The organism is Vibrio sp. 10N.261.46.A3, assembly GCF_041472995.1.
Classification (GTDB): domain Bacteria; phylum Pseudomonadota; class Gammaproteobacteria; order Enterobacterales; family Vibrionaceae; genus Vibrio; species Vibrio coralliirubri.
In genome coordinates, this window is record NZ_JBFRRH010000049.1 from 1 (window position 1) to 26,998 (window position 26,998).

37 protein-coding genes, 1 other RNA gene and 2 pseudogenes are annotated in these 26,998 nt (G+C 45.6%); 38 read left to right on the forward strand and 2 right to left on the reverse strand.

Annotation, left to right across the window (positions count from 1 at the left end; genetic code table 11):
* Nucleotides 1-8 precede the first annotated feature (8 nt).
* The 7 genes and pseudogenes from AB4484_RS12865 to AB4484_RS12895 form a co-directional block, all read left to right on the forward strand.
* A pseudogene (locus AB4484_RS12865) lies at nt 9-374 on the forward strand (carbohydrate porin); the annotation flags it as partial.
* 605 nt (nt 375-979) lie between these two features.
* Nucleotides 980-1,987, forward strand: coding sequence for a LacI family DNA-binding transcriptional regulator (locus AB4484_RS12870; protein ID WP_372078522.1), 1,008 nt, complete (start codon nt 980-982; stop codon nt 1,985-1,987).
* Nucleotides 1,988-2,005: 18 nt separating this feature from the next.
* Nucleotides 2,006-3,253, forward strand: a complete 1,248-nt coding sequence (locus AB4484_RS12875; protein WP_050632545.1) for an ABC transporter substrate-binding protein — start codon at nt 2,006-2,008, stop codon at nt 3,251-3,253.
* A 67-nt stretch (nt 3,254-3,320) separates the two neighbouring features.
* A complete protein-coding gene (locus AB4484_RS12880; protein ID WP_048614012.1) occupies nt 3,321-4,307 on the forward strand; it encodes a carbohydrate ABC transporter permease in 987 nt (328 codons plus the stop codon).
* A gap of 46 nt (nt 4,308-4,353) precedes the next feature.
* On the forward strand, nt 4,354-5,202 hold the full coding sequence (locus AB4484_RS12885) for a carbohydrate ABC transporter permease (RefSeq protein WP_170930191.1): 849 nt from the start codon (nt 4,354-4,356) through the stop codon (nt 5,200-5,202).
* A gap of 17 nt (nt 5,203-5,219) precedes the next feature.
* Nucleotides 5,220-6,569, forward strand: coding sequence for a GH1 family beta-glucosidase (locus tag AB4484_RS12890; protein WP_372078526.1), 1,350 nt, complete (start codon nt 5,220-5,222; stop codon nt 6,567-6,569).
* A complete protein-coding gene (locus AB4484_RS12895; protein WP_050632543.1) occupies nt 6,569-7,660 on the forward strand; it encodes an ABC transporter ATP-binding protein in 1,092 nt (363 codons plus the stop codon). Before AB4484_RS12890 ends, AB4484_RS12895 begins: the two co-directional genes overlap by 1 nt.
* Before the next feature lie 335 nt (nt 7,661-7,995).
* Here the strand turns inward: AB4484_RS12895 and AB4484_RS12900 are convergent, their stop codons facing one another.
* Nucleotides 7,996-8,649, reverse strand: a complete 654-nt coding sequence (locus tag AB4484_RS12900; protein ID WP_372078528.1) for a S24 family peptidase — start codon at nt 8,647-8,649, stop codon at nt 7,996-7,998.
* Nucleotides 8,650-8,842: 193 nt separating this feature from the next.
* Between AB4484_RS12900 and AB4484_RS12905 the strand changes: the two genes are divergently transcribed.
* A complete protein-coding gene (locus AB4484_RS12905; protein WP_372078530.1) occupies nt 8,843-9,067 on the forward strand; it encodes a helix-turn-helix domain-containing protein in 225 nt (74 codons plus the stop codon).
* An 8-nt stretch (nt 9,068-9,075) separates the two neighbouring features.
* A complete protein-coding gene (locus AB4484_RS12910; protein ID WP_372078532.1) occupies nt 9,076-11,067 on the forward strand; it encodes a transposase domain-containing protein in 1,992 nt (663 codons plus the stop codon).
* Between the two features lie 51 nt (nt 11,068-11,118).
* On the opposite strand, the gene AB4484_RS12915 is transcribed toward AB4484_RS12910, so the two are convergent.
* A complete protein-coding gene (locus AB4484_RS12915) occupies nt 11,119-11,598 on the reverse strand; it encodes a hypothetical protein (protein ID WP_372078534.1) in 480 nt (159 codons plus the stop codon).
* 32 nt (nt 11,599-11,630) lie between these two features.
* Here AB4484_RS12915 and AB4484_RS12920 point away from each other — a divergent pair, with 32 nt between their 5' ends.
* The 29 genes and pseudogenes from AB4484_RS12920 to AB4484_RS13060 all read left to right on the forward strand — a co-directional run.
* Complete coding sequence (locus AB4484_RS12920) at nt 11,631-12,584, forward strand: AAA family ATPase (protein ID WP_372078536.1); 954 nt, start codon at nt 11,631-11,633, stop codon at nt 12,582-12,584.
* Between the two features lie 8 nt (nt 12,585-12,592).
* Nucleotides 12,593-12,940 (forward strand): hypothetical protein, encoded by a 348-nt coding sequence (locus AB4484_RS12925; protein WP_372078538.1) that lies wholly within the window; start codon nt 12,593-12,595, stop codon nt 12,938-12,940.
* Nucleotides 12,924-13,250 (forward strand): hypothetical protein, encoded by a 327-nt coding sequence (locus tag AB4484_RS12930; RefSeq protein WP_372078540.1) that lies wholly within the window; start codon nt 12,924-12,926, stop codon nt 13,248-13,250. Before AB4484_RS12925 ends, AB4484_RS12930 begins: the two co-directional genes overlap by 17 nt.
* 15 nt (nt 13,251-13,265) lie before the next feature.
* A complete protein-coding gene (locus tag AB4484_RS12935; protein WP_372078542.1) occupies nt 13,266-13,883 on the forward strand; it encodes a DUF3164 family protein in 618 nt (205 codons plus the stop codon).
* A 278-nt stretch (nt 13,884-14,161) separates the two neighbouring features.
* Complete coding sequence (locus AB4484_RS12940; protein ID WP_078753397.1) at nt 14,162-14,410, forward strand: hypothetical protein; 249 nt, start codon at nt 14,162-14,164, stop codon at nt 14,408-14,410.
* The gene (locus AB4484_RS12945) at nt 14,382-14,567 is read left to right on the forward strand and encodes a hypothetical protein (RefSeq protein WP_102533485.1); all 186 of its coding nucleotides are present in this window, start codon (nt 14,382-14,384) and stop codon (nt 14,565-14,567) included. The genes AB4484_RS12940 and AB4484_RS12945 overlap by 29 nt, the downstream gene beginning before the upstream one ends.
* Nucleotides 14,564-15,025 carry a hypothetical protein gene (locus AB4484_RS12950; RefSeq protein ID WP_372078545.1) on the forward strand — a complete coding sequence of 154 codons (462 nt, stop codon included), beginning with the start codon at nt 14,564-14,566 and terminating at the stop codon, nt 15,023-15,025. The genes AB4484_RS12945 and AB4484_RS12950 overlap by 4 nt, the downstream gene beginning before the upstream one ends.
* Nucleotides 15,015-15,203: a hypothetical protein gene (locus AB4484_RS12955; RefSeq protein ID WP_102506649.1), complete on the forward strand. Its 189-nt coding sequence runs from the start codon at nt 15,015-15,017 to the stop codon at nt 15,201-15,203. Before AB4484_RS12950 ends, AB4484_RS12955 begins: the two co-directional genes overlap by 11 nt.
* Nucleotides 15,202-15,272, forward strand: an RNA gene (locus AB4484_RS12960) — hammerhead ribozyme type II. Before AB4484_RS12955 ends, AB4484_RS12960 begins: the two co-directional genes overlap by 2 nt.
* 28 nt (nt 15,273-15,300) lie before the next feature.
* Complete coding sequence (locus AB4484_RS12965; RefSeq protein ID WP_372078547.1) at nt 15,301-15,537, forward strand: hypothetical protein; 237 nt, start codon at nt 15,301-15,303, stop codon at nt 15,535-15,537.
* Between the two features lie 19 nt (nt 15,538-15,556).
* Complete coding sequence (locus AB4484_RS12970) at nt 15,557-15,709, forward strand: hypothetical protein (RefSeq protein ID WP_372078549.1); 153 nt, start codon at nt 15,557-15,559, stop codon at nt 15,707-15,709.
* Nucleotides 15,710-15,712: 3 nt separating this feature from the next.
* Nucleotides 15,713-16,228 (forward strand): gp16 family protein, encoded by a 516-nt coding sequence (locus AB4484_RS12975; RefSeq protein ID WP_372078551.1) that lies wholly within the window; start codon nt 15,713-15,715, stop codon nt 16,226-16,228.
* A gap of 9 nt (nt 16,229-16,237) precedes the next feature.
* Nucleotides 16,238-16,525, forward strand: a complete 288-nt coding sequence (locus AB4484_RS12980) for a hypothetical protein (RefSeq protein WP_372078554.1) — start codon at nt 16,238-16,240, stop codon at nt 16,523-16,525.
* Nucleotides 16,526-16,615: 90 nt separating this feature from the next.
* Nucleotides 16,616-17,020: a Mor transcription activator family protein gene (locus tag AB4484_RS12985; protein WP_372078557.1), complete on the forward strand. Its 405-nt coding sequence runs from the start codon at nt 16,616-16,618 to the stop codon at nt 17,018-17,020.
* Nucleotides 17,021-17,114: 94 nt separating this feature from the next.
* Nucleotides 17,115-17,537 carry a DUF5675 family protein gene (locus AB4484_RS12990; protein ID WP_372078559.1) on the forward strand — a complete coding sequence of 141 codons (423 nt, stop codon included), beginning with the start codon at nt 17,115-17,117 and terminating at the stop codon, nt 17,535-17,537.
* A 2-nt stretch (nt 17,538-17,539) separates the two neighbouring features.
* Nucleotides 17,540-17,815: a hypothetical protein gene (locus AB4484_RS12995; RefSeq protein ID WP_078753389.1), complete on the forward strand. Its 276-nt coding sequence runs from the start codon at nt 17,540-17,542 to the stop codon at nt 17,813-17,815.
* A complete protein-coding gene (locus tag AB4484_RS13000) occupies nt 17,788-18,378 on the forward strand; it encodes a hypothetical protein (protein WP_102533494.1) in 591 nt (196 codons plus the stop codon). Before AB4484_RS12995 ends, AB4484_RS13000 begins: the two co-directional genes overlap by 28 nt.
* Complete coding sequence (locus AB4484_RS13005; RefSeq protein WP_372078561.1) at nt 18,375-18,593, forward strand: TraR/DksA family transcriptional regulator; 219 nt, start codon at nt 18,375-18,377, stop codon at nt 18,591-18,593. The genes AB4484_RS13000 and AB4484_RS13005 overlap by 4 nt, the downstream gene beginning before the upstream one ends.
* Nucleotides 18,593-18,895 (forward strand): DUF2730 family protein, encoded by a 303-nt coding sequence (locus AB4484_RS13010; RefSeq protein WP_078753386.1) that lies wholly within the window; start codon nt 18,593-18,595, stop codon nt 18,893-18,895. Before AB4484_RS13005 ends, AB4484_RS13010 begins: the two co-directional genes overlap by 1 nt.
* 8 nt (nt 18,896-18,903) lie before the next feature.
* Nucleotides 18,904-19,194 (forward strand): hypothetical protein, encoded by a 291-nt coding sequence (locus AB4484_RS13015; protein WP_078753385.1) that lies wholly within the window; start codon nt 18,904-18,906, stop codon nt 19,192-19,194.
* Nucleotides 19,195-19,206: 12 nt separating this feature from the next.
* Nucleotides 19,207-19,785 carry a DUF3486 family protein gene (locus AB4484_RS13020; protein WP_102506658.1) on the forward strand — a complete coding sequence of 193 codons (579 nt, stop codon included), beginning with the start codon at nt 19,207-19,209 and terminating at the stop codon, nt 19,783-19,785.
* Nucleotides 19,785-21,380 (forward strand): terminase large subunit domain-containing protein, encoded by a 1,596-nt coding sequence (locus AB4484_RS13025; RefSeq protein ID WP_372078564.1) that lies wholly within the window; start codon nt 19,785-19,787, stop codon nt 21,378-21,380. The genes AB4484_RS13020 and AB4484_RS13025 overlap by 1 nt, the downstream gene beginning before the upstream one ends.
* Entirely contained in the window at nt 21,377-22,936 is a 1,560-nt protein-coding gene (locus tag AB4484_RS13030; RefSeq protein WP_372078566.1) for a DUF935 domain-containing protein, read from the forward strand. Before AB4484_RS13025 ends, AB4484_RS13030 begins: the two co-directional genes overlap by 4 nt.
* Nucleotides 22,929-23,723, forward strand: coding sequence for a phage minor head protein (locus AB4484_RS13035; protein ID WP_372078568.1), 795 nt, complete (start codon nt 22,929-22,931; stop codon nt 23,721-23,723). The genes AB4484_RS13030 and AB4484_RS13035 overlap by 8 nt, the downstream gene beginning before the upstream one ends.
* Nucleotides 23,724-24,037: 314 nt before the next feature.
* Nucleotides 24,038-25,015, forward strand: a complete 978-nt coding sequence (locus AB4484_RS13040) for a phage protease (protein WP_372078569.1) — start codon at nt 24,038-24,040, stop codon at nt 25,013-25,015.
* A complete protein-coding gene (locus tag AB4484_RS13045) occupies nt 25,015-25,914 on the forward strand; it encodes a Mu-like prophage major head subunit gpT family protein (RefSeq protein WP_372078571.1) in 900 nt (299 codons plus the stop codon). The genes AB4484_RS13040 and AB4484_RS13045 overlap by 1 nt, the downstream gene beginning before the upstream one ends.
* 53 nt (nt 25,915-25,967) lie before the next feature.
* The gene (locus AB4484_RS13050; protein WP_372078573.1) at nt 25,968-26,216 is read left to right on the forward strand and encodes a hypothetical protein; all 249 of its coding nucleotides are present in this window, start codon (nt 25,968-25,970) and stop codon (nt 26,214-26,216) included.
* A 2-nt stretch (nt 26,217-26,218) separates the two neighbouring features.
* Entirely contained in the window at nt 26,219-26,776 is a 558-nt protein-coding gene (locus tag AB4484_RS13055; RefSeq protein ID WP_372078575.1) for a hypothetical protein, read from the forward strand.
* 38 nt (nt 26,777-26,814) lie between these two features.
* A pseudogene (locus tag AB4484_RS13060) lies at nt 26,815-26,998 on the forward strand (hypothetical protein); the annotation flags it as partial.

Here is a 26,998-nt window from a genome sequence, read left to right on the forward strand (position 1 = left end):
CAAGTTGATTCGGTATAGATTACCTTGTTTCTTACAAAGACATTTCAGGTGATGACTACAAAGATGCAGACACCGGTAGAAATTTAGATAAAAGTGAATACGCGGGTATCGTTCGTCCACAATACCAATGGGATGATGTTCACTCTACATGGTTAGAAGCTGGCTACGGTATGGTTGATTACGATGACGGCGGTGAAGAGAACGCTTGGAAAGTCACTCTGTCTCAAAACGTTTCTCTAGGGGGCTTACCTTGGAGTCGTCCAATGCTTCGCTTCTACACAACTGTGGGTGATGTAGAAACGAAAGGCAACACAGCGAAGACGACTAATGTTGATACATTGTCGTTCGGCGCAATGTTTGAAGCTTGGTGGTAATCACAAGCTAGCAACAGCAGCTCTTTGAATTCGGCATATTTTCAAAGAGCCTGTGTTTGAAAGTAGTAAAGACTGTCCATTTTAGCCCTAAAGGCAGATTAATTAGGGCACGTTTCAATTAACTCCATTCTTGGGCACATTCTTTGTGCCCTTTTTTTCGTCTTGAATATCTGTTGTATCATTTTGGATTGCCTCTCCCTCTGCTCTCCATGACATCTTCAATACCTCGTTTCATATTATTTTAATCTATCTCGCGTACCCTGCTTTATCCCTAGTAATTGTAATGGCTAACTCACGTCGTAGCCTTTGCATATCAATAGCCTAGATGGTGGAAAATACTCGATACCCATCGTATTTGATACGCCAATAGGTGTGTTGAAACCCCTTCACGGAACTAAGGCTTTTAACAAAACTGACTCACGATGGATTCATGATTTCATGAAACAGTTTCATGGCGTGAAGTGAATCTGTAAGCGCTTTCATGATTTTCATAACTGGCCTTTTTACCTCCAACTTTAGTGTGATGACACTCACTTCAACTAAAACGTAATTTCTTAATAATCGTTTTGTAAGCGGTTACAAGCTAATGAAGTATCGAGGTTCGAGTGGCGACAATTAAACACGTATCAGAACATGCAGGTGTGTCTCAGGCGACAGTGTCTAGGGTTATTAATGGCACTAGCAGAGTGAGTCATGACAAGAAGTTAAAGGTTGAAAAAGCGATCAAAGAATTGGGTTATCGCCCGAACTCTATCGCTCAAGCTTTGGCTTCAAGTCGTACCGGAAGTGTTGGTGTAGTTGTTCCAGAACTGGGCGGTTCTTTCTATTCAGGTATCTTGCATTGCATAGAAGAAAACCTACGCCGCTTTGGTTACCACGCTGTTGTTACAGCGGGTTCGAACACCGAACAAGGGCAGCGAGAGTCTGTGGAGTTTCTGTTGGGGCGTCGTGTTGATGCTTTGATTCTTCATACTCAACTGCTCAGTGATGATTATTTAATTGAATTGGAAGAACAGGGGACCCCTGTGGTTTTAATTAACCGCTTCATCCCAGAAATGGCGATGAGTTGCATTGATATTGATAACGAAGTCGGGGGGCTACTCGCTACTCAATATCTTTTGCAAAAGGGACATACAGATATCGCGTGTATTACCGGGCCTTTAGATAAAGCAGATGCTAGGGGGCGTTTGCAGGGGTATCGAAAGGCCTTGGAAGAAGCGGGTGTGCCATACGATGAGGCCCTAGTCTCGGAAGCGGGCTTTACTGAAGAGACGGGCATCAGCGCTATGAAAAAGCTGATGAATCGTGAGTGTCATTTCACAGCAGTATTTGCTTCGAATGATCACATGGCATTCGGCGCCTTTGAGGTGCTGCATCAAGAGGGACTGTCAGTTCCGAAAGATGTATCACTGGTGGGCTTCGATAACACCATCTTCGCGCGTTATCTGACCCCTAGTTTGACCACCATTAATTTCCCTATTGAAGAGATGAGCGTTGAAGCAGTACAGCTCACTCTACAGAAGCTAAAAAAAATCAAACATGACGTGAACTTTAAATTGCTGCCGACGTTGGTCACTAGAAACTCGGTATCGGATTTACCAGTTACCCTATAAAAATATTAAGGATAGAACATGAAATTTAAGACCTTGGCGCTTTCATGCGCGGTTGCTTTAGGATTAGGTACAACAGCTGTGAATGCCGCTGACAAAGAGATTCGTTTCGACGGCTTCCCTGATTTCGATAGCAGCTTGAAGGTGTTACTGCCTGATTTCGAAAAGAAGACAGGGATTAAAGTTGATTACCTTATGAACAACCATGGTGACCACCACACGAAACTGACAACGAACCTTGCAACGGGTTCTGGTGCAGGTGATGTGATTGTTGTCGACGTTGAGAAAATTGGTCCATTCGTTGGCTCTGGTGGTCTAGTTAACCTGTCTGAAAACTACGGTGCAGATAAATACGAAGAACGATTCGCACCTTACGCATGGGCACAAGGCAAAGGCGCTGATGGCGATATGTACGGCATTCCTGTCGACCTAGGTCCAGGTGTTATGTACTACCGTACCGACGTATTCGAAAAAGCGGGCATTGATGTAGAAGAAGCAATCAAAGATTGGGATTCATACATTGCTGCTGGTGAAAAACTGAAAGAGCAAAACGTACAACTTATTGCTTCAGCAGCCGACGTAGCACAAGCGATCATCTTCACGACGGTTCCTGAAGGTGAAGGTCTGTACTTCGATAAAGATGGCAACCCTGTTGTGACATCAGAGCGTTTTGTTCACGCTTTTGAAGTAGCAAAAGAGATTCGCGACAAAGGTTTAGACGGCCGTATCCTAGCTTGGTCTAACGAATGGTACGAAGGCTTTCGCAACGGCACATTTGCAACTCAACTTTCTGGCGCTTGGCTTCTTGGTCACCTAAACAACTGGATTGCACCGGAAACTAAAGGTAAGTGGGCAGTAGAAAACCTACCTGATGGTATCTACGGCAGCTGGGGTGGTTCATTCCTTTCAATTCCAACTCAATCAGACAACCCAGATGAAGCTTGGGCGCTTATTGAATACATGACGACTGACCGTGAAGTACAGCTTAAGCACTTCGAAACGATTGCTGCTTTCCCAGCGAATACAACAACGTATGACGATGAGCTTTTCCAAGAAGAGATGGAGTTCCTAGGCGGACAAAAAGCCCGTCTTATTTTTGCTGAAGTTGCGCAAAACATCAAACCAGTATCTCCAGCACAAGGCGACCACGTTGCACGTTCTATCATCTTAGAGAACGCATTGATGGAAGTACTTGATGAAGGTAAAGACATCGAGACAGCGCTTAAAGAGGCTGAGCGTCTAATCAAGCGTCGCACGCGTAATCTTTAATTTGTTATTACTTTGAGTAAGTGAGGAGGCGCGGATAGCGCGCTTCCTTTTTTAAGAGGTCGTTACTATGAATCATACAGCGAGCACAACGATAGAACCTTCGGAGCAAAGCTTTTTTTCTCGTCTGAATTTGAAAGCGCTTACACCGTATGGATTTCTTCTACCGTTTCTGATCATTTTTTCTGTATTTGGGATCTTCCCGCTGTTGTTCTCTGTTTATCTTTCGTTCCATGAATGGAACCCTGTGAAGGGCATGGATGCGATGGAGTTTGTGGGTTTTGAGAACTATCACATTGCTTTAACTGACCCATGGTTATGGCGCTCATTAAAGAACACATTGTGGCTAGCAATCACGTCAGGTGTGGCTCAGCATTTAGTTGCTATTCCAGTGGCTTACATGTTGGTTTCGATGGGTGACCGTATGCGTCACTGGCTAACATCGGCGTACTTTTTACCGTTCATCACATCAACGGTCGCAGCGTCACTGATTTTCTTCAACATGTACTCTCCTAACTCAGGAATTATTAACCAAACGCTGATGGCTCTGGCTGATAGCACGCTGTTTGGTTGGGCATTTGCTTGGGTTAATGATTTTCAGCCCATCCGCTGGTTAGACGATGCCACTATGGTGAAGCCGTCTATCGCGATCATGGTTTTCTGGAAATACACCGGTTTTAACATCGTCCTTTACACCACGGGTTTAATGACGATTCCTAAAGACATTTTAGAAGCTGCTCGTATGGATGGTGCCAATGCCTTCCGCCGCTTCTGGAACATCTCACTACCAATGATTCGTCCATTTATCTTCTTTGCAATTACGATGACCATCATCGGTAACCTGCAAATGTTTGAAGAACCGTTCGTACTAACGCGTGGCACAGGTGGTACAGGCCAATCTGGTTTAACTATCTCTATGTACCTCTACAAAGTGGGTTGGGAATGGCTAGAAATGGGCACGGCCTCAGCGATTTCATGGCTTCTGTTTGCACTCATCGCAACGTGTACCTTGGTTCAATTTTTATTCTTCGGTAAGAAAGGCTTAGGGGAACATTAAGATGTCGACATCAATTAAGACAAATACTTCACCACTAAGTGGCCTAATGCCAAGCGAACGCACCATGTACATCATGACTAAGATCTTGATGGTGATGCTCGGCATATTACTGGTTGTTTCTGCAATCATTACGGTGTTTCCGTTTGTGTGGTCAGCTCTGCTTTCAACACGTGATCGTTCGGAAATCTTTGGTTCGGGCATCAGCTTTGCCATTGGCGATAGCTTGGCAATCAACTATGCAAAACTGCTTGAAATCATGCCGTTTTGGAAAGCGATGTTTAACTCGATTTACGTGGCTTTCTTAGGCACCACCATCTCGCTGTTGTTCTGTAGCATGGGTGGTTACGCATTTGCTGTGTTTAAGTTCCGCGGTAAGAACGTGTTGTTCGGCATGCTGGTTGGCTCGATGGCGATTCCGCCTGTGCTTAGCTTGATCCCTTACTTCATGATCGTGAAATTCTTAGGCTTGCTGGATAACCATATGGCGGTATGGCTACCGTTCACCACCACACCATTTGGTATCTTTTTGATGCGTCAGCACGTGATTGCATCGATTCCTAAAGAGCTATTAGAAGCGGCGAAACTGGATGGTGCAGGCGAGTTCAGAACGTACTGGAGCGTGGTACTGCCACTGATGAAACCAGCATTAGCAACGCTTGCGATTGTTCAGTTCGTCTTCTTCTGGAACATGTTTATGCAGCCTCTCGTGGTGCTAAACAACCCTGACAATTACGTCATCACACAAGCACTACGAAGTGTTCAAGGCATTCCGAATACGCCATGGGGTGCGGTAATGCTAGGTACCACAATTTCTATTTTACCACTCGTGATTACATACCTGTTCGCATCGAAACAGATGATCAGTGGTTTAACGTCCGGCGCAGTTAAAGGTTAGGTTTAAGGGTTATAACAATGAATAAATTTCAACTTCCAAGTGATTCAAAGTTACGCAGTAAGGAATTTGTATTCGGTGTCGCGACATCTTCATACCAAATTGAAGGCGGCGTTGAAGAGGGCGGTCGTACACCGTCTATCTGGGACACTTTCTGTAAGAAGCCGGGCAAGGTCGATAACGGTGATAATGGTGATGTGGCGTGTGATCACTACCACCTATGGAAACAAGATATCGAGATGATTCAAGGCTTAGGCGTTGATGCTTACCGCCTATCAATTGCCTGGCCGCGTATCCTGCCGCAAGACGGTGTGGTGAATCAGCAAGGCCTTGAGTTTTACGGTCAAATCATCGACGAGTGTCATGCTCGTGGCATGAAGGTGTATGTGACGCTTTACCACTGGGATCTACCACAATACCTTGAAGACAAGGGCGGCTGGTTAAACCGAGAAACGTCTTACAAATTCGCAGAATACGCAGAAGTGGTGAGCAAATACTTTGGCGATACCATCGACGTATACACCACACTCAATGAACCGTTTGTGTCTGCATTCCTAGGCTACCGTTGGGGCGAACATGCGCCAGGCATCAAGGGTGAGAAAGAGGGCTACTTAGCATCTCACCACCTAATGTTGGCTCACGGTTTGGCAATGCCGATCCTTCGCAAGAATGCACCTCACGCTAAGCATGGCGTGGTATTCAACGCGACGCCGGCTTACCCACTGACACCGCAAGATCAAGGCGCTGCAGACTACTGTGAAGCAGAGAACTACCACTGGTTCATCGACCCTGTACTGAAAGGTGAATACCCACAACCAGTCGTCGACCGCCAAGCGATGAACATGCCGATGATTTTAGAAGGCGACCTAGGCATCATCAGCGCACCAGTCGATTACATCGGTATCAACTACTACACACGTAATGTCGCTCGCTTTAACGAGAATGGCGATATTGAATCGGTGAAACAAACCGATGCTGAACACACCTACATTGGCTGGGAGATTAACCCACAAGGTCTAACCGATTTATTGGTCAGACTGGATGCTCGCTACGAAAACATGCCACCTATCTACATCACAGAGAACGGTGCTGCAGGTAACGACGAGCGTATTAACGGACAAGTGATGGACGACCAACGAGTTCGTTATTTCCAAGGCCACATCGAAGCGGTTCACAACGCAGTTGAAGCTGGCGTGAAAGTCGATGGTTACTTCGCTTGGAGCCTGATGGATAACTTTGAGTGGGCATTCGGCTACTGCCAGCGTTTTGGCATCGTCCACGTTGATTACACCACCCAAGAAAGAACATTGAAACAGAGCGCAATTGCGTACCGAAATATGCTTCTAGAGCGCGCTGAGGAGAACAGATAATGGCTAAAGTAGAATTTAAGAACATCAAAAAATCATTCGGTGATGTTGAAGTTGTAAAAGAGTTTGATTTTACGGTTGAAGACGGTGAGTTCGTGGTTTTTCTTGGCCCATCTGGCTGTGGTAAATCGACTACGCTACGTATGCTTGCTGGCCTTGAAAGCATAAGCTCTGGCGACATTGTGGTTGGCGGTAAGTTGATGAATAAAGTCGATGCGAAAGACCGTGACTTGGCGATGGTATTCCAAAGCTACGCTCTGTACCCACACATGACCGTTTACGAGAACATCGCGTTTGCCCTGAAACTGAAAGGCATGCCGAAAGCTGAAATCGACGTAGAAGTTTTAAAAGCGGCGAAAATGCTAGAGCTTGATCCGCTACTGAGCCGTAAGCCGAAAGAGCTTTCTGGTGGTCAGCGTCAGCGTGTAGCAATGGGCCGTGCGATGGTTCGTACACCTAAAGTGTTCTTGTTTGATGAGCCGCTATCTAACCTCGATGCCAAACTGCGTGGCGTGATGCGTGAAGAGATCAAACACCTACATCGTGAACTAAAAACCACCACGATCTACGTAACACACGATCAGATCGAAGCGATGACATTGGCGGATCGCATCGTGATCCTGAAAGACGGTTATGTGGCTCAAGTTGGTACGCCAACGGAAGTGTTCCAACGCCCTGCTAACAAGTTTGTCGCGCAATTCATTGGTAACCCTTCAATGAACATGTTGGAAGCCAAGCTGATTGAAAAAGAAGGCGAATACTTTGTTGAACTTGGCGATGTTCATATCCCACTGCCAGGTCGCTTTAAGTCTTTGGCCTCTAAAAACCTAGCGCTTCACTTTGGTGTTCGTCCAACAGATATCCACCTACGTGCTGAGCAAGTCGACCACGATCGCGTACTGCCATTCCCTGTGAAAATCAAAGACAAGGAACTGCTGGGCGCGAGCATTCTTCTGAAAACAGAAATTGGCGGTCAGCCGTTGATGGTTGAAACCCAAGCTGCTGAGGTAGATGTGAAAGAGCTGACTCTTTACTTGGATTTGGATGCTTTCCACCTGTTTGACGCACTGAGTGAGAACTCGCTAGCGAGCTAGCCAGTCAATTTAAATCAGCCATTGAGCTGACTCCAACCAACTTACGACAAATTGTTTTGGCTCCTCCTGTGTATAGAGACTAATGATATGAACAATCTGTGTTATAGGGTGTTAACGTAGGTTATGTGCGGTTAAAGATTGGGAAAATTAGGCTTGAAGCTAGATACAGTGCGGGGTTTGAGATTTTAGGTCTTGAGCCCCGCTTGCGTTTTTGGCTGTTGAGCAATTTTAGCTGATTTGAGCAATCCTTTCTAATTCATGTGATTTAGACTATCAAAGTGAGCACTGGCTGTTTTTGTTTGTTCGCTGTTTAAATTGAGTTTAAACATTTAAATCTAATCGCCTAAGTCCTTTGCAATGTGCACGACTTGACCTATGACTTCAAACTGGTGCTGTTCTTCTTTCGGGATGTCTAGTTTATCGTAAATTAGATTGTCACTAATCAACCTCCAGCTCCCTAGAGCGCTTTGATAGCGCTTCACAAATAACTCTTCACCATTCCTAAATATGTATATATGTCCATCTGATGGCTTCTTCCTTGCCATGTTTACTACAAGCGTATCGTTGTTGTGGATCGTTGGTTCCATACTGTCACCTTTTGCCCACACGATCGCCAAATCTTTTTCTTTAAAGCCCCTGTACTTCAACCACTTACGCCTAAAGGCTAAATGCCTAGTTGGTTCCAGTTGTTCAGGATTTAAAGAGCCGTGTCCCGCTGACACTTGAATGCGATAGCCAGGTATCAATGCGAACTCGTCTGTGAACTTGTTTATATAAACTGTCTCACTTTCTCTAACACTCATTTCATCAACTGGTTTATCAATTGAGAACTCTTTAGGGAGTTCGTATTCAATGCCAGGTCCTTTGACTCCTTTTTGCTTACGTGACTGCCAATGCTCACGTTTAGCTTTTTTGTGAACGCCTTGGATGGTGTTCGGCATTGTAGGTAAAAGAGCTATTTCTTTTGGTGTCATCCATTGGTTTATCACAAACCCTCCTGATATTAACTAGGATTATATTAACGGCTTTAAGTTTATTTCAATAAATATCAAATAGTTACATACGATTTGATATAAACTTAAAATAAACCAGTTGACGCTAGCTTGTTTATATATAAACTAATAATCAAATCTGATTATTAGTTTTGTTTACCAATGGTAAATCAGAAGACGGAGAAATGAAATGATAACGAAAGACTGGCACAGAGCTGATGTGATTTCTGCACTGAAGAAAAATGGAACATCAATGGCTGAGTTATCGCGTAATAACGGCTTAAGTAGTGGTTCATTGTATAACGCTTTAGTTCGCCCATGGCCTAAAGGGGAGAAGTTAATTGCAGACGCAATCGGAGTTTCAGCTGTAGAGATTTGGCCTTCTCGATACCTACATTTTCAAGCTGCGGTGTGAGGTGAATCATGGATTGGTTTTCAGTTAAAGATGTTCTTGGTTTGCCTGGTATACCGACGACTACTCCCGGCGTTCACCAAATGGCAAAGCGTGAGGGGTGGTTATCTAGAAGAAAGGAGGGTGTAAAAGGTAAAGCAATAGAGTTCTCAGTTAAAAGTCTTCCAGCGATCACTCAGACCTCTCTCCATAGAAAGTTAGGCAAGATTAAGGTTGGCGAGCGGGTTCTTAATCTACCAAAGCCTAACAAGGATTCTGTCGGCTATTGCCGTGAGGCTTTATGGGCGAATTGGGCTCAAACCAACAACAAAGCTAAAGAGAAAGTGCAACAAACACTGCGTGTAGTTCAAGCGACTTTTGCCTTGATTAGCAACGGTGTAAAGAAGATGGATGCCTACCAATCGGTTTGTGATGAATATGGTTGCACTCTTTCTACGTTGCGTCGCGCTTGTTCGAAGGTGAAAGGCTTTGACGAGTGTGATTGGGCTCCTGCCTTGTTGCCTAAACATTTTGCTGCCGCTCAAGTAGAAAAAGAGAATCAATTTGCACCTGTCTCACCAGAGGCATGGCGATTCTTTATGGGCGATTACCTACGCCTTGAGCAACCAAGTATGACGGTTTGCTACGAGCGCTTATTGGATGCAGCAAAAGAACATGGTTGGACTGTGCCGAGTTTAAAAAGCTTGTCACGTCGCTTGGACTATGAAGTGTCAGCGCAGCAACGCGTACTACTTCGCGAAGGTGAACACGCCCTGCATCAAATGTACCCACCGCAACGCCGAACCGTCCAAGACTTGCATGCCATGGAGTGGATCAACGGGGATGGTTATCAACACAACGTGTTTGTTAAGTGGTTCAACGGGGATGTTATCCGCCCTAAAACGTGGTTTTGGCAAGACATATACAGCCGCAAAATTATTGGATGGCGTTGTGATTTAAGCGAGAACACCGACAGCATTCGCCTTTCATTAATGGACGTGTGTGAGAAGTACGGGATCCCAAAAGAAATGACATTGGATAACACCCGTGCGGCAGCTAACAAACCTATGACAGGCGGTGTCCCTAACCGTTATCGATTCAAGGTTAAGGAAGATGACCCTAAAGGCATTATCCCAATGCTTGGAATCAAGCTCCACTGGTCGAGCGTGATTTATGGCAAAGGCCATGGTCAAGCTAAACCGATAGAACGTGCCTTTGGTAATGGTGGTTTAGGTGAATACATCGATAGACACCCTCTGTGTGAAGGAGCGTTCACAGGTGACAACCCAATGGCGAAACCTGACAACTATGGCAGCAACAACATTGATGTAGAAGCGTTCTTAAATGTGATTGCAAAAGGCGTGGAAATGTACAACGCCAAAGAGAATCGCAATACCGAGATCTGCCGTGGTCACATGAGTTTTGATCAAGCCTTTAATGCCAGCTACCAAGTCGCGCCAGTTCGTAAGGCCACGGCAAGCCAGCTGCATATGATGATGTTGCAAGCAGAAGCCGTTCAAGTGAGTAAGCACGGGCAGATAGCGCTTCATGCAGGCGGAATTCTAGAAGGTCGTCGCAACCTTTATTTCAATGAACGCATGTTGGATTACATCGGGCAGAAAGTTGTCGCTCGATTTGACCCACAGAGACTTCACGAATCTATCGAAATTTACACGTTGAATGGTGTGCATATTTGTGTGGCGGAATGTCGTGATGATGCAGCCTTTGGTGATACTCAAGCCGCCCGTGAAATTAAGAAAGAGAGAACGCGCCATACCAAGGCTACCAAAGAAGCGGCTAAGTCTCTTGAGCGAATGACGGCTTTAGAAGTGGCCGCAATGATGAAGCCACTTGAAGAAGAAATCATTCCAGAAAATAAAGTGGTTGAGCCTTTCCGTCCTACCTCTATTGGTAATACCGCAGTAAAAGCGATGCCCCAAGAGGAGATAGAGGATGAGTACGACCAGAACTTCAGTGAAAGCGTTGCTTGCTTAATGGAGCAACGCAATAAAAACCGCCTTTAACGCTAATTTAAACCCGCTTTAATCGGTGGGTAAATGGAGAAAATATTATGACTATCTATCGCTTTCAAACGCCAGAACATCAAGCATCCGCACCCAAACAAGTGGAAGAGTCGCCTGCCCTAGAAGCATGTCAATGCGGTTTGAAAATGACGCAGGCAGCAAAAGACCAGTTGAAGAGCCCATGTGGTCAAGTTCGTCTTCTGCATATCGAAGGCCAGCCAACACTCTTTGCAGTTGGCGAAGTAAAGCACGAATCTCACGATCGCTTTTTTGCATCAGGAATAGGCAATAGATATCGCTTTCAAACACCAGAGAAAAGCGAGAGCACAAGTCTGTGATCAGCGCTTGCCACTCATCATCTTCCAAATTCGCTGATGAATTCAAAGATGGGTATTCAGATTTAAGTAAGTCGTGCAGTTGTTGGTATTCATCAATGATTGATTGCCTTGAAAAGACAGCGAAACAACCTTGGTGTTGAAACGGAATATCGGAAACATGAGTGGCATTTTGTTCAGTTATACGAAGTGACATAAAAGCTCCAGTTAAGAATTAAGGAAATAAGAATGACCAACATTATTGCATTAGATAAGAGCGAAAAAATAGCGGGTAATCACGTTGAGGTGTTGATGCAAGTTAAAGCATTAACAGAATCGAAGGCTGTTTCAGCGTCTCAGATTGCAAAAGAGATCAGCGTATCACCTGCCACGCTAAGCCAAATCTTGAACGGTTCATACAAAGCTGACCCAGCCAAGATGATTGAAAAACTGAACCAATGGCTACGCATGAGAGAGCAGCGTAATGCCACACCAAGTAAAGACCCTGGCTTTGTGATGACACCAACGGCTAAGCAGCTGACCGACGACATGATGTATGCCCAAGTGACCGAATCTATCGTGGTTATTTTTGGGGCATCTGGTGTGGGTAAATCAGAAGCGCTGCGCGAATACAAACGAAGCAACAACAACGTATGGATGATCACTTCAAGCCCAAGCCGTTCAAGCCTTACTGAGTGCCTATATGAACTGGCTATGGAACTAGGCATGGACGATGCGCCACGCCGTAAAGGCCCATTGTCTCGCGTTATCCGAAACCGCCTGATTGGTAGCGAAGGTTTGGTGGTGATTGATGAAGCGGATCACCTTGACTACCCAACACTGGAAGAGCTGCGAATTCTGCAAGAAGAAACGGGCGTTGGCATGGTGCTAGTGGGTAACAACAAAGTATATACGCAGCTTACAGGTGGTCGCCGTAATGAAGATTTTGCGCGCTTGTTCTCTCGTATTGCGAAGAAGCGTGGCATCCACAAAACCAAGCAAGCAGATGTTCGTGCCATTGCTGATGCATGGAACGTAAACGGCGAGTCTGAACGCGGGTTAATGCTGCAAATCAGTGAGCGCCCAGGTGGCCTTAGATTGCTAAGCAAAACACTCAAACTGGCGGCGATGTTTGCCAAAGGCCAAACCATTAGTGAGCAAGTGCTGCGCAAAGCGTTTGCTGAACTAGAAACCAACGATTGAGGTGAGATATGAGTAATTCACAACATTACCCAAGCAAAGATAAGCCGTGGTTCTGCTGGAACGGTGACGAGTTTGAGTACTTCGCTACTGAATTAGAAGCCAAGGAAAAAGCAGAGTCAGATATTAACTACTGTCTTGATGAAGTTTGGTCTGAAGAAGTTGAAAACATCATCGTTGGGAAAGCAACATTAACGACTCAGAAGGTCAATGTGGAAGCTCGCCCTGATGATTCAGCGCTAGATGAGGATATGTGTGATTTAGATGGGTACTACTGGCCAGAAAATATAACACACCGCTGTGGATACGAACCTCTACCTATGACCAACAAGGAGCTATCCAATGATGCATCTAAATGAAAAACGTCGCGCTGTGGCTAATGCCCTGTCTCGACTAGAAACGGCAGGAAGCTTGATCGTGAATGTAAGCACTGGCATTGCCACTCCTGTTATTACCATCGAATTTCCACCTGTATGGCTTGTTAGTAAATCAAACGAAGTGCGTGAACAAGCGGGTAAGACACTTAAAGTTTCACACATCGCAAAGCTTAGCGGTTGCCTAGTTCGTTGGGTAGAAAGTGAGACCGAAAATATTAACGCGAAGTACATGACTCAGTACTTAAACCCATACGCACCTGAGCTTATTGCGGTGCAGCCTAAGAATTTTTAATAAGTGAGAAAAACAATGACTAATCAAACCCAACCACAAGACGGTTTCCGCTTTAACGGCCAAGGCCACCAAGTACCCGTAAGCCAAATCAAAGACGTTGATTTACTGCGTGATGATGTTGTTGCTGACATCGTAAAAAAAGCGATTGCGACACAAGAAACCCTTGCGCTGTTTAAGAAAGAAGCCATGCAGAACGTCGCGGATTTTGTAGACCTAAGCTCTGCTGAATTTGATGTGAAATACGGTGGCACCAAAGGCAACGTTACGCTGCTTTCGTTTGATGGCAAATACAAGGTGCAACGCTCAATTGGAGAGCACCGCGTGTTCGATGAACGCATCCAAGCGGCTAAGGCAAAAATTGACGAATGCATTAACCGTTGGAATGAAAATTCAAGCGATGAAATTAAAGCCCTGGTTGATTTGTCTTTCCGCGTAAACAAGCAAGGTCACATTGATGTAAACCAAGTGCTTAGCCTTCGCCAGTTAAACATTACCGACCCTGATTGGTTAGAAGCGATGGACGCCATTGCCGACTCAATCAAGGTTATCGGTAAAACACCTTACCTACGTATTTATGAACGCCAAGGTGATGGTCAGTACAAACAAATCGCTCTTGATATCGCCAAGCTATAGCGAGGTGTGAATGTTACTGATAAGCACCCGATATGGAGAGATAAACGTCAGTCGCCATGCTATCGAAAGATGGCGACAACGTACGGGTCGCAGCCTTCCACAACTTGTAGAGGCGGTGGCGAAAGCTAACCGCCCAAGCAAGAACAGACTGCGAAGAATAATGAAATGCGAATCAGGTTGGCAGCCAAAGCGAATTTTAGAAAGTGACTGCGCCTACTTCCTAATTCGAAACAACAACATTGTGACCGTTTATGACAAACGGAATAGAGGGTATCAACATGCATACAGCTAACCCACTGCAACGTTCTTTCACTACCGCCCACACTCGCAGAGTGATTGATCTAGAAATTGAAATGGCTGAAGCCTTAATTGAAAACGATGGCACTGCATTTCCAGATAGCACTTTTGAAGAAGGCTATATCGCAGCACTGAAGTTCATTTTAAATCAGTCAAGTTCTAACGTTCGTGAAGAGTACGAAGACATGATGGATGAACTCAATGGAAAAGACGAAAGCGAAGCGGCCTAACCAATTAATCAAATACATCATGAAGTTTCGCCGCTGCTCTCAAATCGAAGCAGAACAATGGGCAGATAACCACTGCGGTGATTGGCGCAATACGCCACTGCCCAAAGCGAAGCGAGTGAAATCCATATCAAGCAATGAAAAGGAATATGAAGAATGAGCAAACCAATTACAAAAGAAATGTGGGCTGAGATTGAAGCGGAAATGGCAGGTGGTTGGGTTGCTATCGCTTTTAATTACAAAGGTCATGAGGTGTCGGTAAATCGTGCCCGTGTATCTGAATCGAAAACATGCCTGGAAGTATACGTTGATGGCGTTATCAAAGGTGAGTGGATGAATTGCTGGGACGAAGAAAAATTAAAAAATCGCCCCGTCATCATTGAAGATATTTGGTGCTTAAAAACCAAAGCTAAATATTCCGCAAAGCATAAAAAGGATCTAGAGAAAATTTTTGGCAAGCGTCGAGTTAAAAAAGAGTACCCAGACCTACATGAGATATTTGCCTTTCATGTCCCTCATTTCTCAAAAGCTTCTGTGCTGTGTCGTCAGTTCAAAAAGCTCGAAGGGTTAGAGCTGACTAAAGCAACCTGCTTGAAGGAGGTTGAGCGTGAAGATTAGAGAACCGTCACCACAGGAAGAATTGGCCTTTGCAAGTAGTGCGCTTGAAACTCTAGCTGAAGCAACGTTAGAACACGGATACTTCCTGAGGCCAGAAGTGATCAAAATCATGCTCTCTATCACTGAGGGTAAAGACCGAATATTACCATCGAAACTTTATCAGGATGCAGAGCAATAAGCGAAACAAGCAAGGTTCGCCTTGCTTGTCTGCCTAGCGTGGTTGCTAGGTACTGATGAGCAGCCAGTACAACACAAAGCTATAGGAGGTTTTTATTATGTTTGGTGAATACACACCAGTAATGAAAGCAGGTTTATTACAACGCCGCTTAGCGAATGGTAAAGCCATACTCGATGCTGAACTAGGCTTGCAGAAATGGTGCCCACACTGCCAAGAGTATTGGCCGCAAGACACCTTGTTCTGGTCGCCATGCAGAAGAAACCCAGATGGGTTGCAGAGTTGGTGCAAAGCTTGTCAGTTGGAATGCAAGAACGCCAAACGTAAAGCGGCTTAGCTAAAAGGTGGACAGTATAATGAACGAAAGAGATCATGCACTTGAAGTGTTGAGAGATGCAATTCAAAACGCAGAGCAATTCGGTTTGGTTCGAACCGAAAATGGAAAAGTAATTACTGGTGCTCTGGATTCAGAACACGGTTTTGTTCTGGTTGAGGATGGGGAGGATTAGCCAATGTCTAACTTACTCAAACTTGTCCAAATCGCTAAGCGTGATCTTGCCATGGAAGATGATTCTTATCGTGACGTTCTTGAGCAATGCACAGGTAAGCGAAGTGCAAAAGGCTTGAACGACATTCAACTAACCAAAGTGTTAGACAGAATGAAAGCGCTAGGCTTTAAACCAAAACGCAAGCCACAAGCAAGAGCGCCAGAAGTAGCAAAGATTCGTGCAATTTGGCGTACCATGCACAAACAAGGCTTTATCCGCAATGCGAACGACGTTGCCATTGATGCTTATGTGAAACGCATGACTAGCGCATCAAATGGACGTGGCATTGAAAAGGCGGTTTGGCTTAAGTCAGCTCAAGCTGCAGAAGTGTTGGAAGCTTTAAAGAAATGGCATTATCGATTGATGGCCGAGGTGATCGCTAAAAGTGGTGGTCGCATTCCATTAAACGATCAGTGCACTGGGGATGCTGGCTATGATAAATTAGCCAAGTATTATGCAGAACACACCATCCAACATTAAGGTATTAGAATGGAATTTATATTGATAATTGTGGCAGTTTTGATAGCTCTTGCATTACTTCGCGTTCTTGGTTTTTTATCCCCGCTTCTTCTTATTGCAGCGGTTGTAGGATATGCCATCAATAACGGCTGGAGCATACCGGAGATCATCTCAACAGCAGTCATAGTGATAGCTTTTTCTATATACGGTTATTTAGCGTTTAAGAAAAAACAAGAAGAAAAACAGCATGAAGATATGGTTGAGTATGCTAAAAGTGAAAAAGAAAGGCTGGATAAAATCTGGAATAACCGCTCTTAACGTGCTCAATCAGTAAACACTACCATATACTACAAACACCTCGCCAAGCGGGGTGTTTTTGTATTTATGCCATGTGGATGGGAGGCAGTGATGGACGTTGAAGAAAATTTCGAAATGTTTGGGTATGATGATGTTAGCGTTGATGATTTGGAGGCTCTATTGCCAACAGATGAAAGTCGCCACCGTTGGCCGGACATGATGCTTACTATTTATGAGAGTTTACGTTCCGAATTAAATAAATTAGGCTTAGATGACGGCTATGCTTTAGTGTTGCTTTCTCGTCTTTGCGCTGACACTGGCGGGCTTCAGTATTACTTTCCTAAAGGGGAGCTTTTAGAGCACCAGCTAAAGCGAATGCGCATATGGAAAGAGTTCAACGGAAACAACGTCCCAGAGCTAGCAAAAAAACACGGAATATCGACTCAAAATGTTTATATGGCCATTAGGCAAATGAGAGCGCAAGAAATCAAAAGACATCAACAAGAACTGTTCTAACCCACCTCTAGAGACAAATGTCGTTATTTTTAGATTCATCTAAATAGAAAGCACAATCAGTTAAACGTAACCCCATTACTAAACTGGTTGTGCTATGAAAACCCTAACTCTCCATCGCAATTATTTCCCTCATGGTGTTTTTTCTTATCTGTGCGATGAGAATGGAAACGCTATTCTCAAGACCGTTGAACGACCTTGGAAAAATAACCAAGCTGGCATTTCATGTATTCCAGAAGGCACCTATGACCTGCTGCTACATGACAGCCCGAAGTTTGGCAAATGCTACGCACTAGAAGCACCTACCCTTGGTGTTACTCGATTCGGCCCTTCTCAACGAACTCATATTCTTATCCACAAAGCAAACCGAGCAGCACAGCTTGAAGGTTGTATTGCACCAGGCATGGACTTTGGTGTGGTGAATAATGAATGGGCTGTTATCAATTCAGGCACGGCCTTCGATTATTTTATGGCTCACCTTGGTGGTGAAAAAGCCAAGCTTGTTATTCGTCGAGCGTAACCATGGGACGCAATTGGGACTTTGCCAAACAACGAGGGCGCGAGCAGCGCCTTGATGCCGAGTTGAAGGCAGTTCAAACAGGTATTGAAGTCCCATTAAACCCGCCTTTATTTAGCCACGATGCCACCATGCAAAGTTACTTTTCGAAAGCGTGGAGCCGTGTCTCTCAAAATGAAATTGATCGCCACCTTGGTATTGCGAAAACGCCACAAGGGAATGACCTAGTTTCAAAAATCAGGAGCTTAAGAGAATGTCACTTTCAGTCATCGCGGGGGTAGCTTCGCTTGCCATGGAGTATGGCCCTGCTGCTATTCGCGGCATATCAAGTTTGTTTGGTGGTAGTGAAACGGCAGACAAAGTAGCGGAAGCGGTAGAGCAAGCCGATTCAATGTTCGGAGCTAACAAGGCACAGAAAGAGTTGGCCGTTACTCGCGCCCTACAAAACTTGCCACCTGAATCTTTGGTTGAACTTGAGAAGATTAAGGTCGAGTTAGAAAAAGAAAAGACTCGCCGCCAAGAACTCACGCTTGGTGATAAACAAGCCGAACATCACGAAACCCAAGTGACGATTCGTGAAGGTGATAAGGCTGAAGATGAATACGTTCGTCACACTCGCCCTTGGGGTTGCCGTTTGAGTTTGTATTCTGCCATTGCTTATATCTTCCTGTTTGAACTGCTCGAAGCCTTTGATAAAGGAACGGGGGCAAATTGGGAAATTGCAGCGGGGTTGATGGCACCGTTTCTTACTTACCTTGGTTGGCGCTCTGCTGATAAGCGTGGCATGACCAAAGGCACAGGCTCAATGGTTGGTGATGCACTTAAGGCGGTGAAAGTAAAATGACCGACCAGTTCGATAAGGCTCAAGAGCTTGAGCAAACCTTCAGAGAAAAAGCCATTGCTCATCAACGTACACGCTGCATAGAACAGCCCGACGAAGATGAACACGGTAATCGCTATTGCTTAAGTTGTGGTGACACCATCTCAACCCAGCGATTAGAAGCGATGCCAAATGCGGTGCGCTGCGTCAGTTGTCAATCACATAAGGAGCCACATTAATGGAGTTGTGGATCAAAACTTACTGGCCTATCGCATGGGCTGCGTTGAGCACACTGGGGATGTTAGTCCTTGCCTTGCTTTCTAAAACGTACGCCAAGCGTGATGAGCTTGAAGAAGTGAGGCGCGATGTGGATGAACTGCATACGAAAATAGACCAACTACCCACTGACGAAGAAGTGAATCGTCTTCGTCTTGAACTGTCAGAAATGCGTGGTGAATTGAAAGAGCTTAGAGCAGAGCTCAAGCCCATCAATCACCTTTCTCAGTTGTTATTAGAACAACGTTTAAAAGATGATAAATAGGAATTGTTATGGGCTTTAAAGAGTTATTAAAAGAAGACCAGCGTCTTGTGATCTTACGGTCACTTCATGACATGACAGGGTATGAAGCGAACGAATCTATCCTTGATTCTTGCCTTGATACTTACGGCCACAAAATCAGCCGTGATGCAGTTCGTACGCACTTATCTTGGCTTGAAGAGCAAGGGCTAATTAGCATTCGTACTGTATTAGATTGCCAAGTCGCAAAACTTACAGGCCGTGGTGAAGATGTGGCAACAGGCCAAGCCATTGTGCCAGGCGTAAAACGCCCACGCGCTTAGTGAGGTAACACCATGACCAAGAAGAAACGTATTCGCTCAAAGATAGAGTTGCTGCCTCAAGAGATTCGAGAGGCACTTAATCTTTGGCTTCGTAATGGCGATATGACTCAGCAAGATGTGCTGGGTGCTATCCATGAAATGATTGATGAGGCTGGCTTACCTAAAGAGGCTAAGCCAAGTTATACGTCACTCAACCGTTATGCTCGTCGAATGGAAGACATGGGGGCTCGTCTTCGCCAGTCTCGCGAAGTGGCGGAAGTGTGGACAACCAAACTGGGTGAAGCGCCCACCTCTGATGTGGGTAAGCTGCTGCAAGAGTTTGTGCGTACCATGGCTTTTGAAACATCTATGACCATGATGGAAAGCGCCGCTGAAGACGGTGAAGTGATTCCACCCAAAGCACTCGCTCAACTCGCTTTGGTTATTCAACGTATCGAGCAAGCTTCAATGGTGAGCCATAAGGTTGAGAAAGAAATACGCAAAGCTTTTGCTGAAGAGATGGTCGAGAAGACCGAGCAGGTAGCGAAGAAAGCTGGCTTAACGTCAGACACAGTGAAGATGCTGAAAGCAGAGCTGCTAGGGATTGCCTAATGACAGAATCACCAAACGTCAATTCGATTACTGAAAACATCCTTGTCAAGTTCGACAAGGATGAGCTTTTACTTGGATATCAGAAGCGTTGGATAGCCGATGACTCTGTGCTTAAGATTGCCGAGAAATCACGTCGTACTGGTTTGACGTTTGCTGAAGCGGCTGACTCTGCGCTTAGTGCTGGCACGGCCAAAGGCGAAGGCGGCAATAACGTGTTCTATGTTGGCTCGAACAAAGAGATGGCGCGAGAGTTCATTGATGCTGTTGCTCTGTGGGCCAAGATATTCGATAAAGCGGCTGGCGAAGTTCAAGAAGATATTCTCAACGATGAAGACAAAGATATTCTGACCTTCGTCATTTACTTTGAATCGGGCTTTAAGGTTCAAGCGCTGTCGAGTAACCCTTCTAACCTGCGTGGTATGCAGGGTACGGTTATCATCGATGAGGCTGCATTCCATGAACGCTTAGCAGAAGTGCTAAAAGCCGCACTCGCTTTGACTATGTGGGGTTCTAAAGTTCGCCTTATTTCTACCCACAATGGTATAGACAACTTATTCAATCAACTTATCCAAGATAGCCGTGCGGGGAAAAAGCGTTACTCGATCCATACCGTTACGCTCGACGATGCTTGTTTGGAAGGTTTGTATCAACGAATTTGTCAAGTAACTAAGCAAGAGTGGTCACAAGAGAAAGAAGATGAATGGAAAGCTAACCTTCTCAAAGACACGGCCACCGAAGAAGATGCACTTGAAGAGTATCAATGTGTTCCGAAGAATGGCGGCGGTGCTTACATTTCTCGTAGTCTTCGCGAGCGTGCTGCGTGTCTCGATGACGCACCTGTTATTCAATTCACTGGCAGCATGGCCTTTAACCAAGCGGATGAATCTAGCCGAATACGTGAGATGCAAGAGTGGCTAGTTGAGAATGTTGGCCCTCTTCTTCAAGTGCTTCCTAAAAACTTGCGTCATGCGCTTGGAGAAGACTTTGCGCGTAATGGTGATTTGACCTCGTTTGCCCCTATCACGGTAATGGACGATACCCGCCGAAAGGTGCCGTTTATCGTTGAGCTTTCTAATGTGCCATTTAAGCAGCAAGAGCAAGCGCTTTACTACATATGTGATCGCTTGCCTCGTCGTGATGGTATCGCGCTCGATGCGCGTGGTAACGGCCAGTACTTAGCAGAGCAAGCAAGATATAAGTACGGTGAAGAGGTTCAAGAAGTGATGCTTTCCGTTGCTTACTACCGTGAGAACATGCCTCGCTTTAAAGCGGCGTTTGAGGATGATGAAATTCAGCTGCCTAAGCATGAAGACATCATTACCGACTTGGGACAAATCCAAATTTATCGCGGTGTGCCAGGTATCGATGACAAGCGAACGACGGGCAGCGGTGGCAACAAGCGCCACGGGGATAGTGCGATTGCTATCTTTCTTGGCTATATCGTTTCTAAAGATGACATTACTCGTTATGAGCTGCACACCATCAAGGCCAGTGTCGATGAGAACCAACGCCGCTTTCATGGCTCTGCCGAAGAAAATAACCGATTTGATGATATGCCGAACCAAGACCTACGCGGCAAAGGAATTAGACTATGACCTCAATTGTTGATGTAAGCGGCAAGCCATTAAAAGCCGATAAGACGCTACTGTCTGAAGACATTGCCAAAGCGTACACCACCAGTGTACGTAACCCTCGACCTGCCAGTGTCGCCTCTACTTTAAACCCGCTTAGATTAGCGGGATTACTTCGCAGTGTGGTGGATGGGAACAACCCCGAAGATTACATGACGCTTGCCGAGGAAATGGAAGAGCGTGATTTGCACTACGCGGCGCAGCTGCGCACCCGTAAGTTGGCTGTGGCGGCGATTGCCCCAACCGTTGTGGCGGCGAGTGAAGACAAAGCCGATGTGGAAATGGCAGAACGTGTTCGCGCCATTATGGATGATGACCAAATCCCAGAGCTGCTGTTTGACTTGCTTGATGGCCTAGGTAAAGGCTTGTCTGTGGTGCAAATACTATGGGACACCAAACAGACCCCATGGAAGCCACAAGATTATAAATGGGTAGATCCTCGCTACTTACGCCAGGACAACGAAACGCTTCAAGAGATTTTGCTTATCAGCGATGACGCGCCCAGCGGTGCGCCTTTAGACCCGTATAAGTTTATGGTGCATAAGCCTCGATCTAAATCTGGCAGCGTATGGCGCAACGGTTTAGCGCGATTGGTTGCCGTGATGTACATGCTTAAGTCGTTCACGATTCGTGATTGGTGGGCGTTTGCTGAAGTGTTTGGTATTCCGGTTCGTGTGGGTAAGTACGGCCCGAACGCCAGTACCGAAGATATCAGTACTCTGGTGAATGCCATTGGTCGTATTGCCAGTGATGCAGGTGCGGTAATTCCTGAATCCATGAAGCTAGAGCTTATTGAAACGGCCAAAGGCAATGGCGGTAATACGCTGTTTGAAAACATGGCCCGTTGGTGTGATGAACAAACCAGTAAAGCGGTACTTGGTCAAACCATGACAGCTGATAACGGCAGCTCACAATCTCAAGCCAACGTGCATAATGATGTGCGTATGGATATTGCCGAGTGGGATGCGCGTCAGCTTCAGTCTTGCATTAATGAGTACCTGGTTAAGCCTTACATTATTTTGAACTGGGGCCCGCAAGAGCATTACCCGAAAGTACGCATTCAACTTCCTCAGCCAGAAGACTTGAAGATGTTGGTTGATAGCATCACGCCTCTTATTGATCGTGGTTTTAAAGTCTCTGCATCGAGCGTACGTGAAAAGTTTGGATTACCTGAGCCCGATGAGAACGAAGAAGTGCTCATGCCAACCTCTGCCATTTTAGCGCAAACAATGCCAGCGGCGATGAACAGACAACGCCCAGGTCTTGCCATTAACCGTGTGAGCAAAACCGCTGAAGCGGAAATGAACGACTTAACCGATGAAGCCATGAGCGACTGGGAAGAAGTTGCGGAAGACTTCATGAACCCGATCATCGAACTGGCCAATGCGTCAGACAGTTATGAAACGTTCTTAGAAAAGCTGCCAGAGCTTCAAGAGACATTAGGCGCTGACGTGTTTGTTGAGCAGATGGCGCAATACATGTTCCAGATGCGCGGCTATGGAGACGCTAAAGATGTCTAAAGCCCTGGCGTCTGAAAGTATTGTGCCTGTTGAATCACTAGAGTGGTTCAAGAGTAAAGGAATAGAACCTGGCTTTGACTATCGCGACGTATGGAAGCAAGAGCACAACAACGCTTTCACTGTGGCAAAGATGCTGAATGCGGATCTTCTTGTGGATGTGAAAGCCATTGTTGAAGAGGCCATCGAACAAGGCCAAACGTTCAAGCAGTTTCAAGATATCTTAAAGCCACTCTTGGTTAAGTCTGGTTGGTGGGGCATTCAAGAAATGGTTGACCCACTAAGCGGAGATTCAAAGCCCGTTCAATTAGGCAGTGAAGGCCGTGTAAAGACCATTTACAAAACCAACATGAGAACGGCACGTTCAGCGGGGCAATGGGAGCGCATCGAGCGAACCAAACGCGCCATGCCTTATTTGCTTTATCAGCTTGGGCCATCCATGGAGCATCGAGTTGATCACGTTAAATGGAAAGATACGCTGCTTCATGTTGGTGACCCATGGTGGGATAACCACATGCCACCGAATGGTTGGGGCTGCAAATGTTGGATACGCCAGGTATCTAAGTTTGAAGCTGAGAAGCTGATTGCCGATGATAAGGTATCGACCGACTCGCCAGAAGGTGGCACTAAGCAGTGGTTAAATAAGCGAACGGGTGAAGTGGAAGTGTTGCCAGAAGGCATTGAGCCAGGATGGAATTACAACCCTGGCAAATCTCGCACAGAAGCGATGCAAGAAGACCTATTACAAAAAGAAGCAAGAATGCGTGAAACGCTCTCTAACGGCTATTAGTTGTAAAATGGCTACAATGTGTCGTTTAAAAAAGTTCTAACAAATCTGAGTCGATTTAAACAGTGTTTAAACATGGTTCAGTAAACTATTTTAGGTGAGATTGTACAAGTCAGCTTGATAAGCTGATTTTTTCGGGTAATCTTTAAGCCCTTAGCAATCGCAATTCAATTCAACCCCCCTTTATCAAAATAGAGCAACCGACGTTATTTCTCGTCGGTTGCTTTTTTTTTGCATTCTTAACTCCACGAAACGAGTTCATACCAACTAATCCAATGAGGAGGTTGTTATGTAAGTTCTGATTTATGGAGCGAGTAATGAAGAAAACCCATTTGGCCAAATGCTTTAACCTTTCCCAAACTGTTATCGATGGTTTGGGTACAGAGCAAGGCACCAATACGGTTTGGATACCGATGATCCCAAAAGGTGAAGCCAAAGGTCGCGATGGTCGCATGTGGTTAAACAGTAACCCTGACGCCATTGTGAGCGCTTTCAATGCCAAACTGCCTTTCGATTTAGAACATGCCACCGAAATCAAAGCCCCTAAAGGTGAAGACGCTGAAGCCTACGGTTGGATTCTAGCGCTTGAAAACCGTGATGGTGAGATTTGGGCTCAAGTGGAATGGAACCACCAAGGCCGCTGGCTTATTGAAGAGAAGCGTTACCTCTATTATTCCCCTGCTTTTCACTACGACGCTGAAGGCATCATCACTGCGATGAGCAGTGCTGGGCTGACCAACAAACCTAACTTTTATGTACCTGCCCTTAATCGACAAGAGGAAACCGACATGAAGCTTCCACAGCTGATTGCAGCCGCGCTTGGCCTAGCCGCAGACGCGACCGAAGAGCAAGGTGTTACCGCAATTAATTCACTTAAGTCTGAGAAAGACATTGCGCTAAACCGTGCCGCTACGCCGGACTTAACTAAGTTCATCCCAATTGAAACACACACCGTTGCACTGAACCGCGCCGCGACAGCGGAAGCTCAGTTAAAAGAAATTGACGATCAGAAAATCGACGACTTGGTTCAGGCTGCGATTGATGACGGCAAAGTTGCCCCTGCGAACAAAGAGATGTTTGTTGGTATGTGTCGTGCTGACGGTGGTATTGCTCAGTTCGAAGCGTTCGTTGAAACCGCACCATCTATCGCAACCAATTCACAGCACAAGACGCCTAAAGAAAAACAGGGCAACGCAAAGCTTGAAGAGCACGAATTGGCAATGTGCCGAAAAATGGGCGTGACGGAAGATGAATTCCTCGCGGCAAAAACACAAATGAATGTAGGAGCTAAATAATGGCGACTGAAGCACAAGTAATTGAAGCACTCCAAGCAACGATGTCTGCGGCATATGTAAAAGGGCTTGGTGCTGCTAAACCGCAGTGGTCAAAAATCGCCACTTTAGTTCCTAGTTCTGGTGCGGCTAACTTCTACGGTTGGTTAAAAGACTTACCAGGTATTGTTGAGTGGACGGGAGACCGTCAACTGGCTGACATGGGTAAGCACGGATACTCAATTGAGAATAAGACGTTTGAAAGTTCGATCTCAATTGGCCGCGACGAAGCTGATGATGACCAAATTGGTCATTACAGCGTGATTGCTCAGAACTACGGTGATCAAGTGGCTTACTTTCCTGACACTTTGTCTTACCCGTTGCTTGCAGCTGGCTTTACCACGCTGTGTTATGACGGTCAGAACTACTTTGATACTGACCACCCATTAGAAACCACACCTGCAACCACATTCTCGAATGTGGTGGGTGACCCGTCAACAGACACGGGTGAACCGTGGTTCTTGATTGATGATACAAAAGTGCTCAAGCCGATTGTTTACCAAGAGAGACGTCCGTTTGTGTTCAAAAACATGAACCCAAATGAAGAGTACACCTGGTTCAGCAACAAATATGCAGCGGGCGTTGATGGCCGTAGCAATGTTGGCTTCTCTTTCCCTCAATTAGCGATTGGCTCTAAAGCTGCGCTAACAGAAGCGAATTACGAAGAAGCTAAGAAGAAACTTCAGAAAATGAAAAAGGTAGACGGTACTCCAATTGGTGTGCGTGCAACTAAATTGGTTGTTGGCCCTGACAACGAAGCCGCTGCTAAGAAGTTGATCGAACGTATGTTAGTTGATGGCGGTGATTCCAACGTTTATTACAACGATGTTGAAGTTGTGATTTCACCTTTAATTAGCGCTTAACCAGCAACACAGATTGGCGGTAGCAATGCCGCCAACCTTTAGGGATTTATGCCATGACTGTAAAAGTTGAACTTAATCCAAACACTTGGACGCTTATTTCTTCTGCTGCGGCGGGTTATATGGACAACCAAACAGGCAGCGTTGTGAAGTACCGTGTTGAAGACTCAGCACCATCCGATGCTGAAACTTGGGGGCATCAATTGAAGCTTGAAAAAGGCATTGGTTGGTCACGTTCAGTAGCAAAGCCACTTTATGGAAGAACGGCCAGCTCAACGGGTGATGTCATCGTTACGGAAGGTTAAGTATGTTTTTTGAAAACTCACCACTGATAAGCCAAAGCGCTACGCCAGCACCTGAATCTGTTTTGCTTATGCGTGCCAGTTATGTCACGCCAGATGCGAACGATTTAAAACAAACGCTCGCGGCAGACAATACACCGGAAACGATTCTATTCAACGATGTGCATTTGGCCTCTCCTGATATAGACGTTGATCTGGTGACTGGCGAATCAACCGCTTTAAAAGACTTTAGCGGCATGGTGAGTATCAATGCTTTGGTACTGCGTGAGAGTTCACCTTTTGCGGCCAGTGATTGGGGCATGTTTGCTGAGGTGTTTGATGGTAGCAATTGGGTTCCTGTTTCAGGTAGCCATCGACCGCTAACTCTTGGCTTTCAATTCGATAATGAAAAACGCCCGAATGATTTCACTGTTTCCATCTCTTTGCTTGCTGGCGACAAGTTCCGTTGGCGTCACTATACAACGGATGCAAGCAGCCAAGTGTCATTGGTTTCATTTGGTGCGGCTAATGGGTTGCCCTCTTCAGCGGGTGTGATCATGAGTTTCTGGGGCATTAAACCGTAATTTAATCGCCATTAAATATTCGTTTAAAGGAGTTCACAGTGAGTGGAACTAAAAAATCAACAACTGCAAAAGTTGGAAAAGTGGAAGGAAATCCCTCCACCGCTAAAGCGGAAGCCGAACAGAAAGCACTCGACAACTTCGATGCTGATTTAAATGACGAAGCTAAAGCTAGGGCTGAATTAGAAGCCGAAGCCAAGGCGGGAGCTGAAGCTAAAGCAAAAT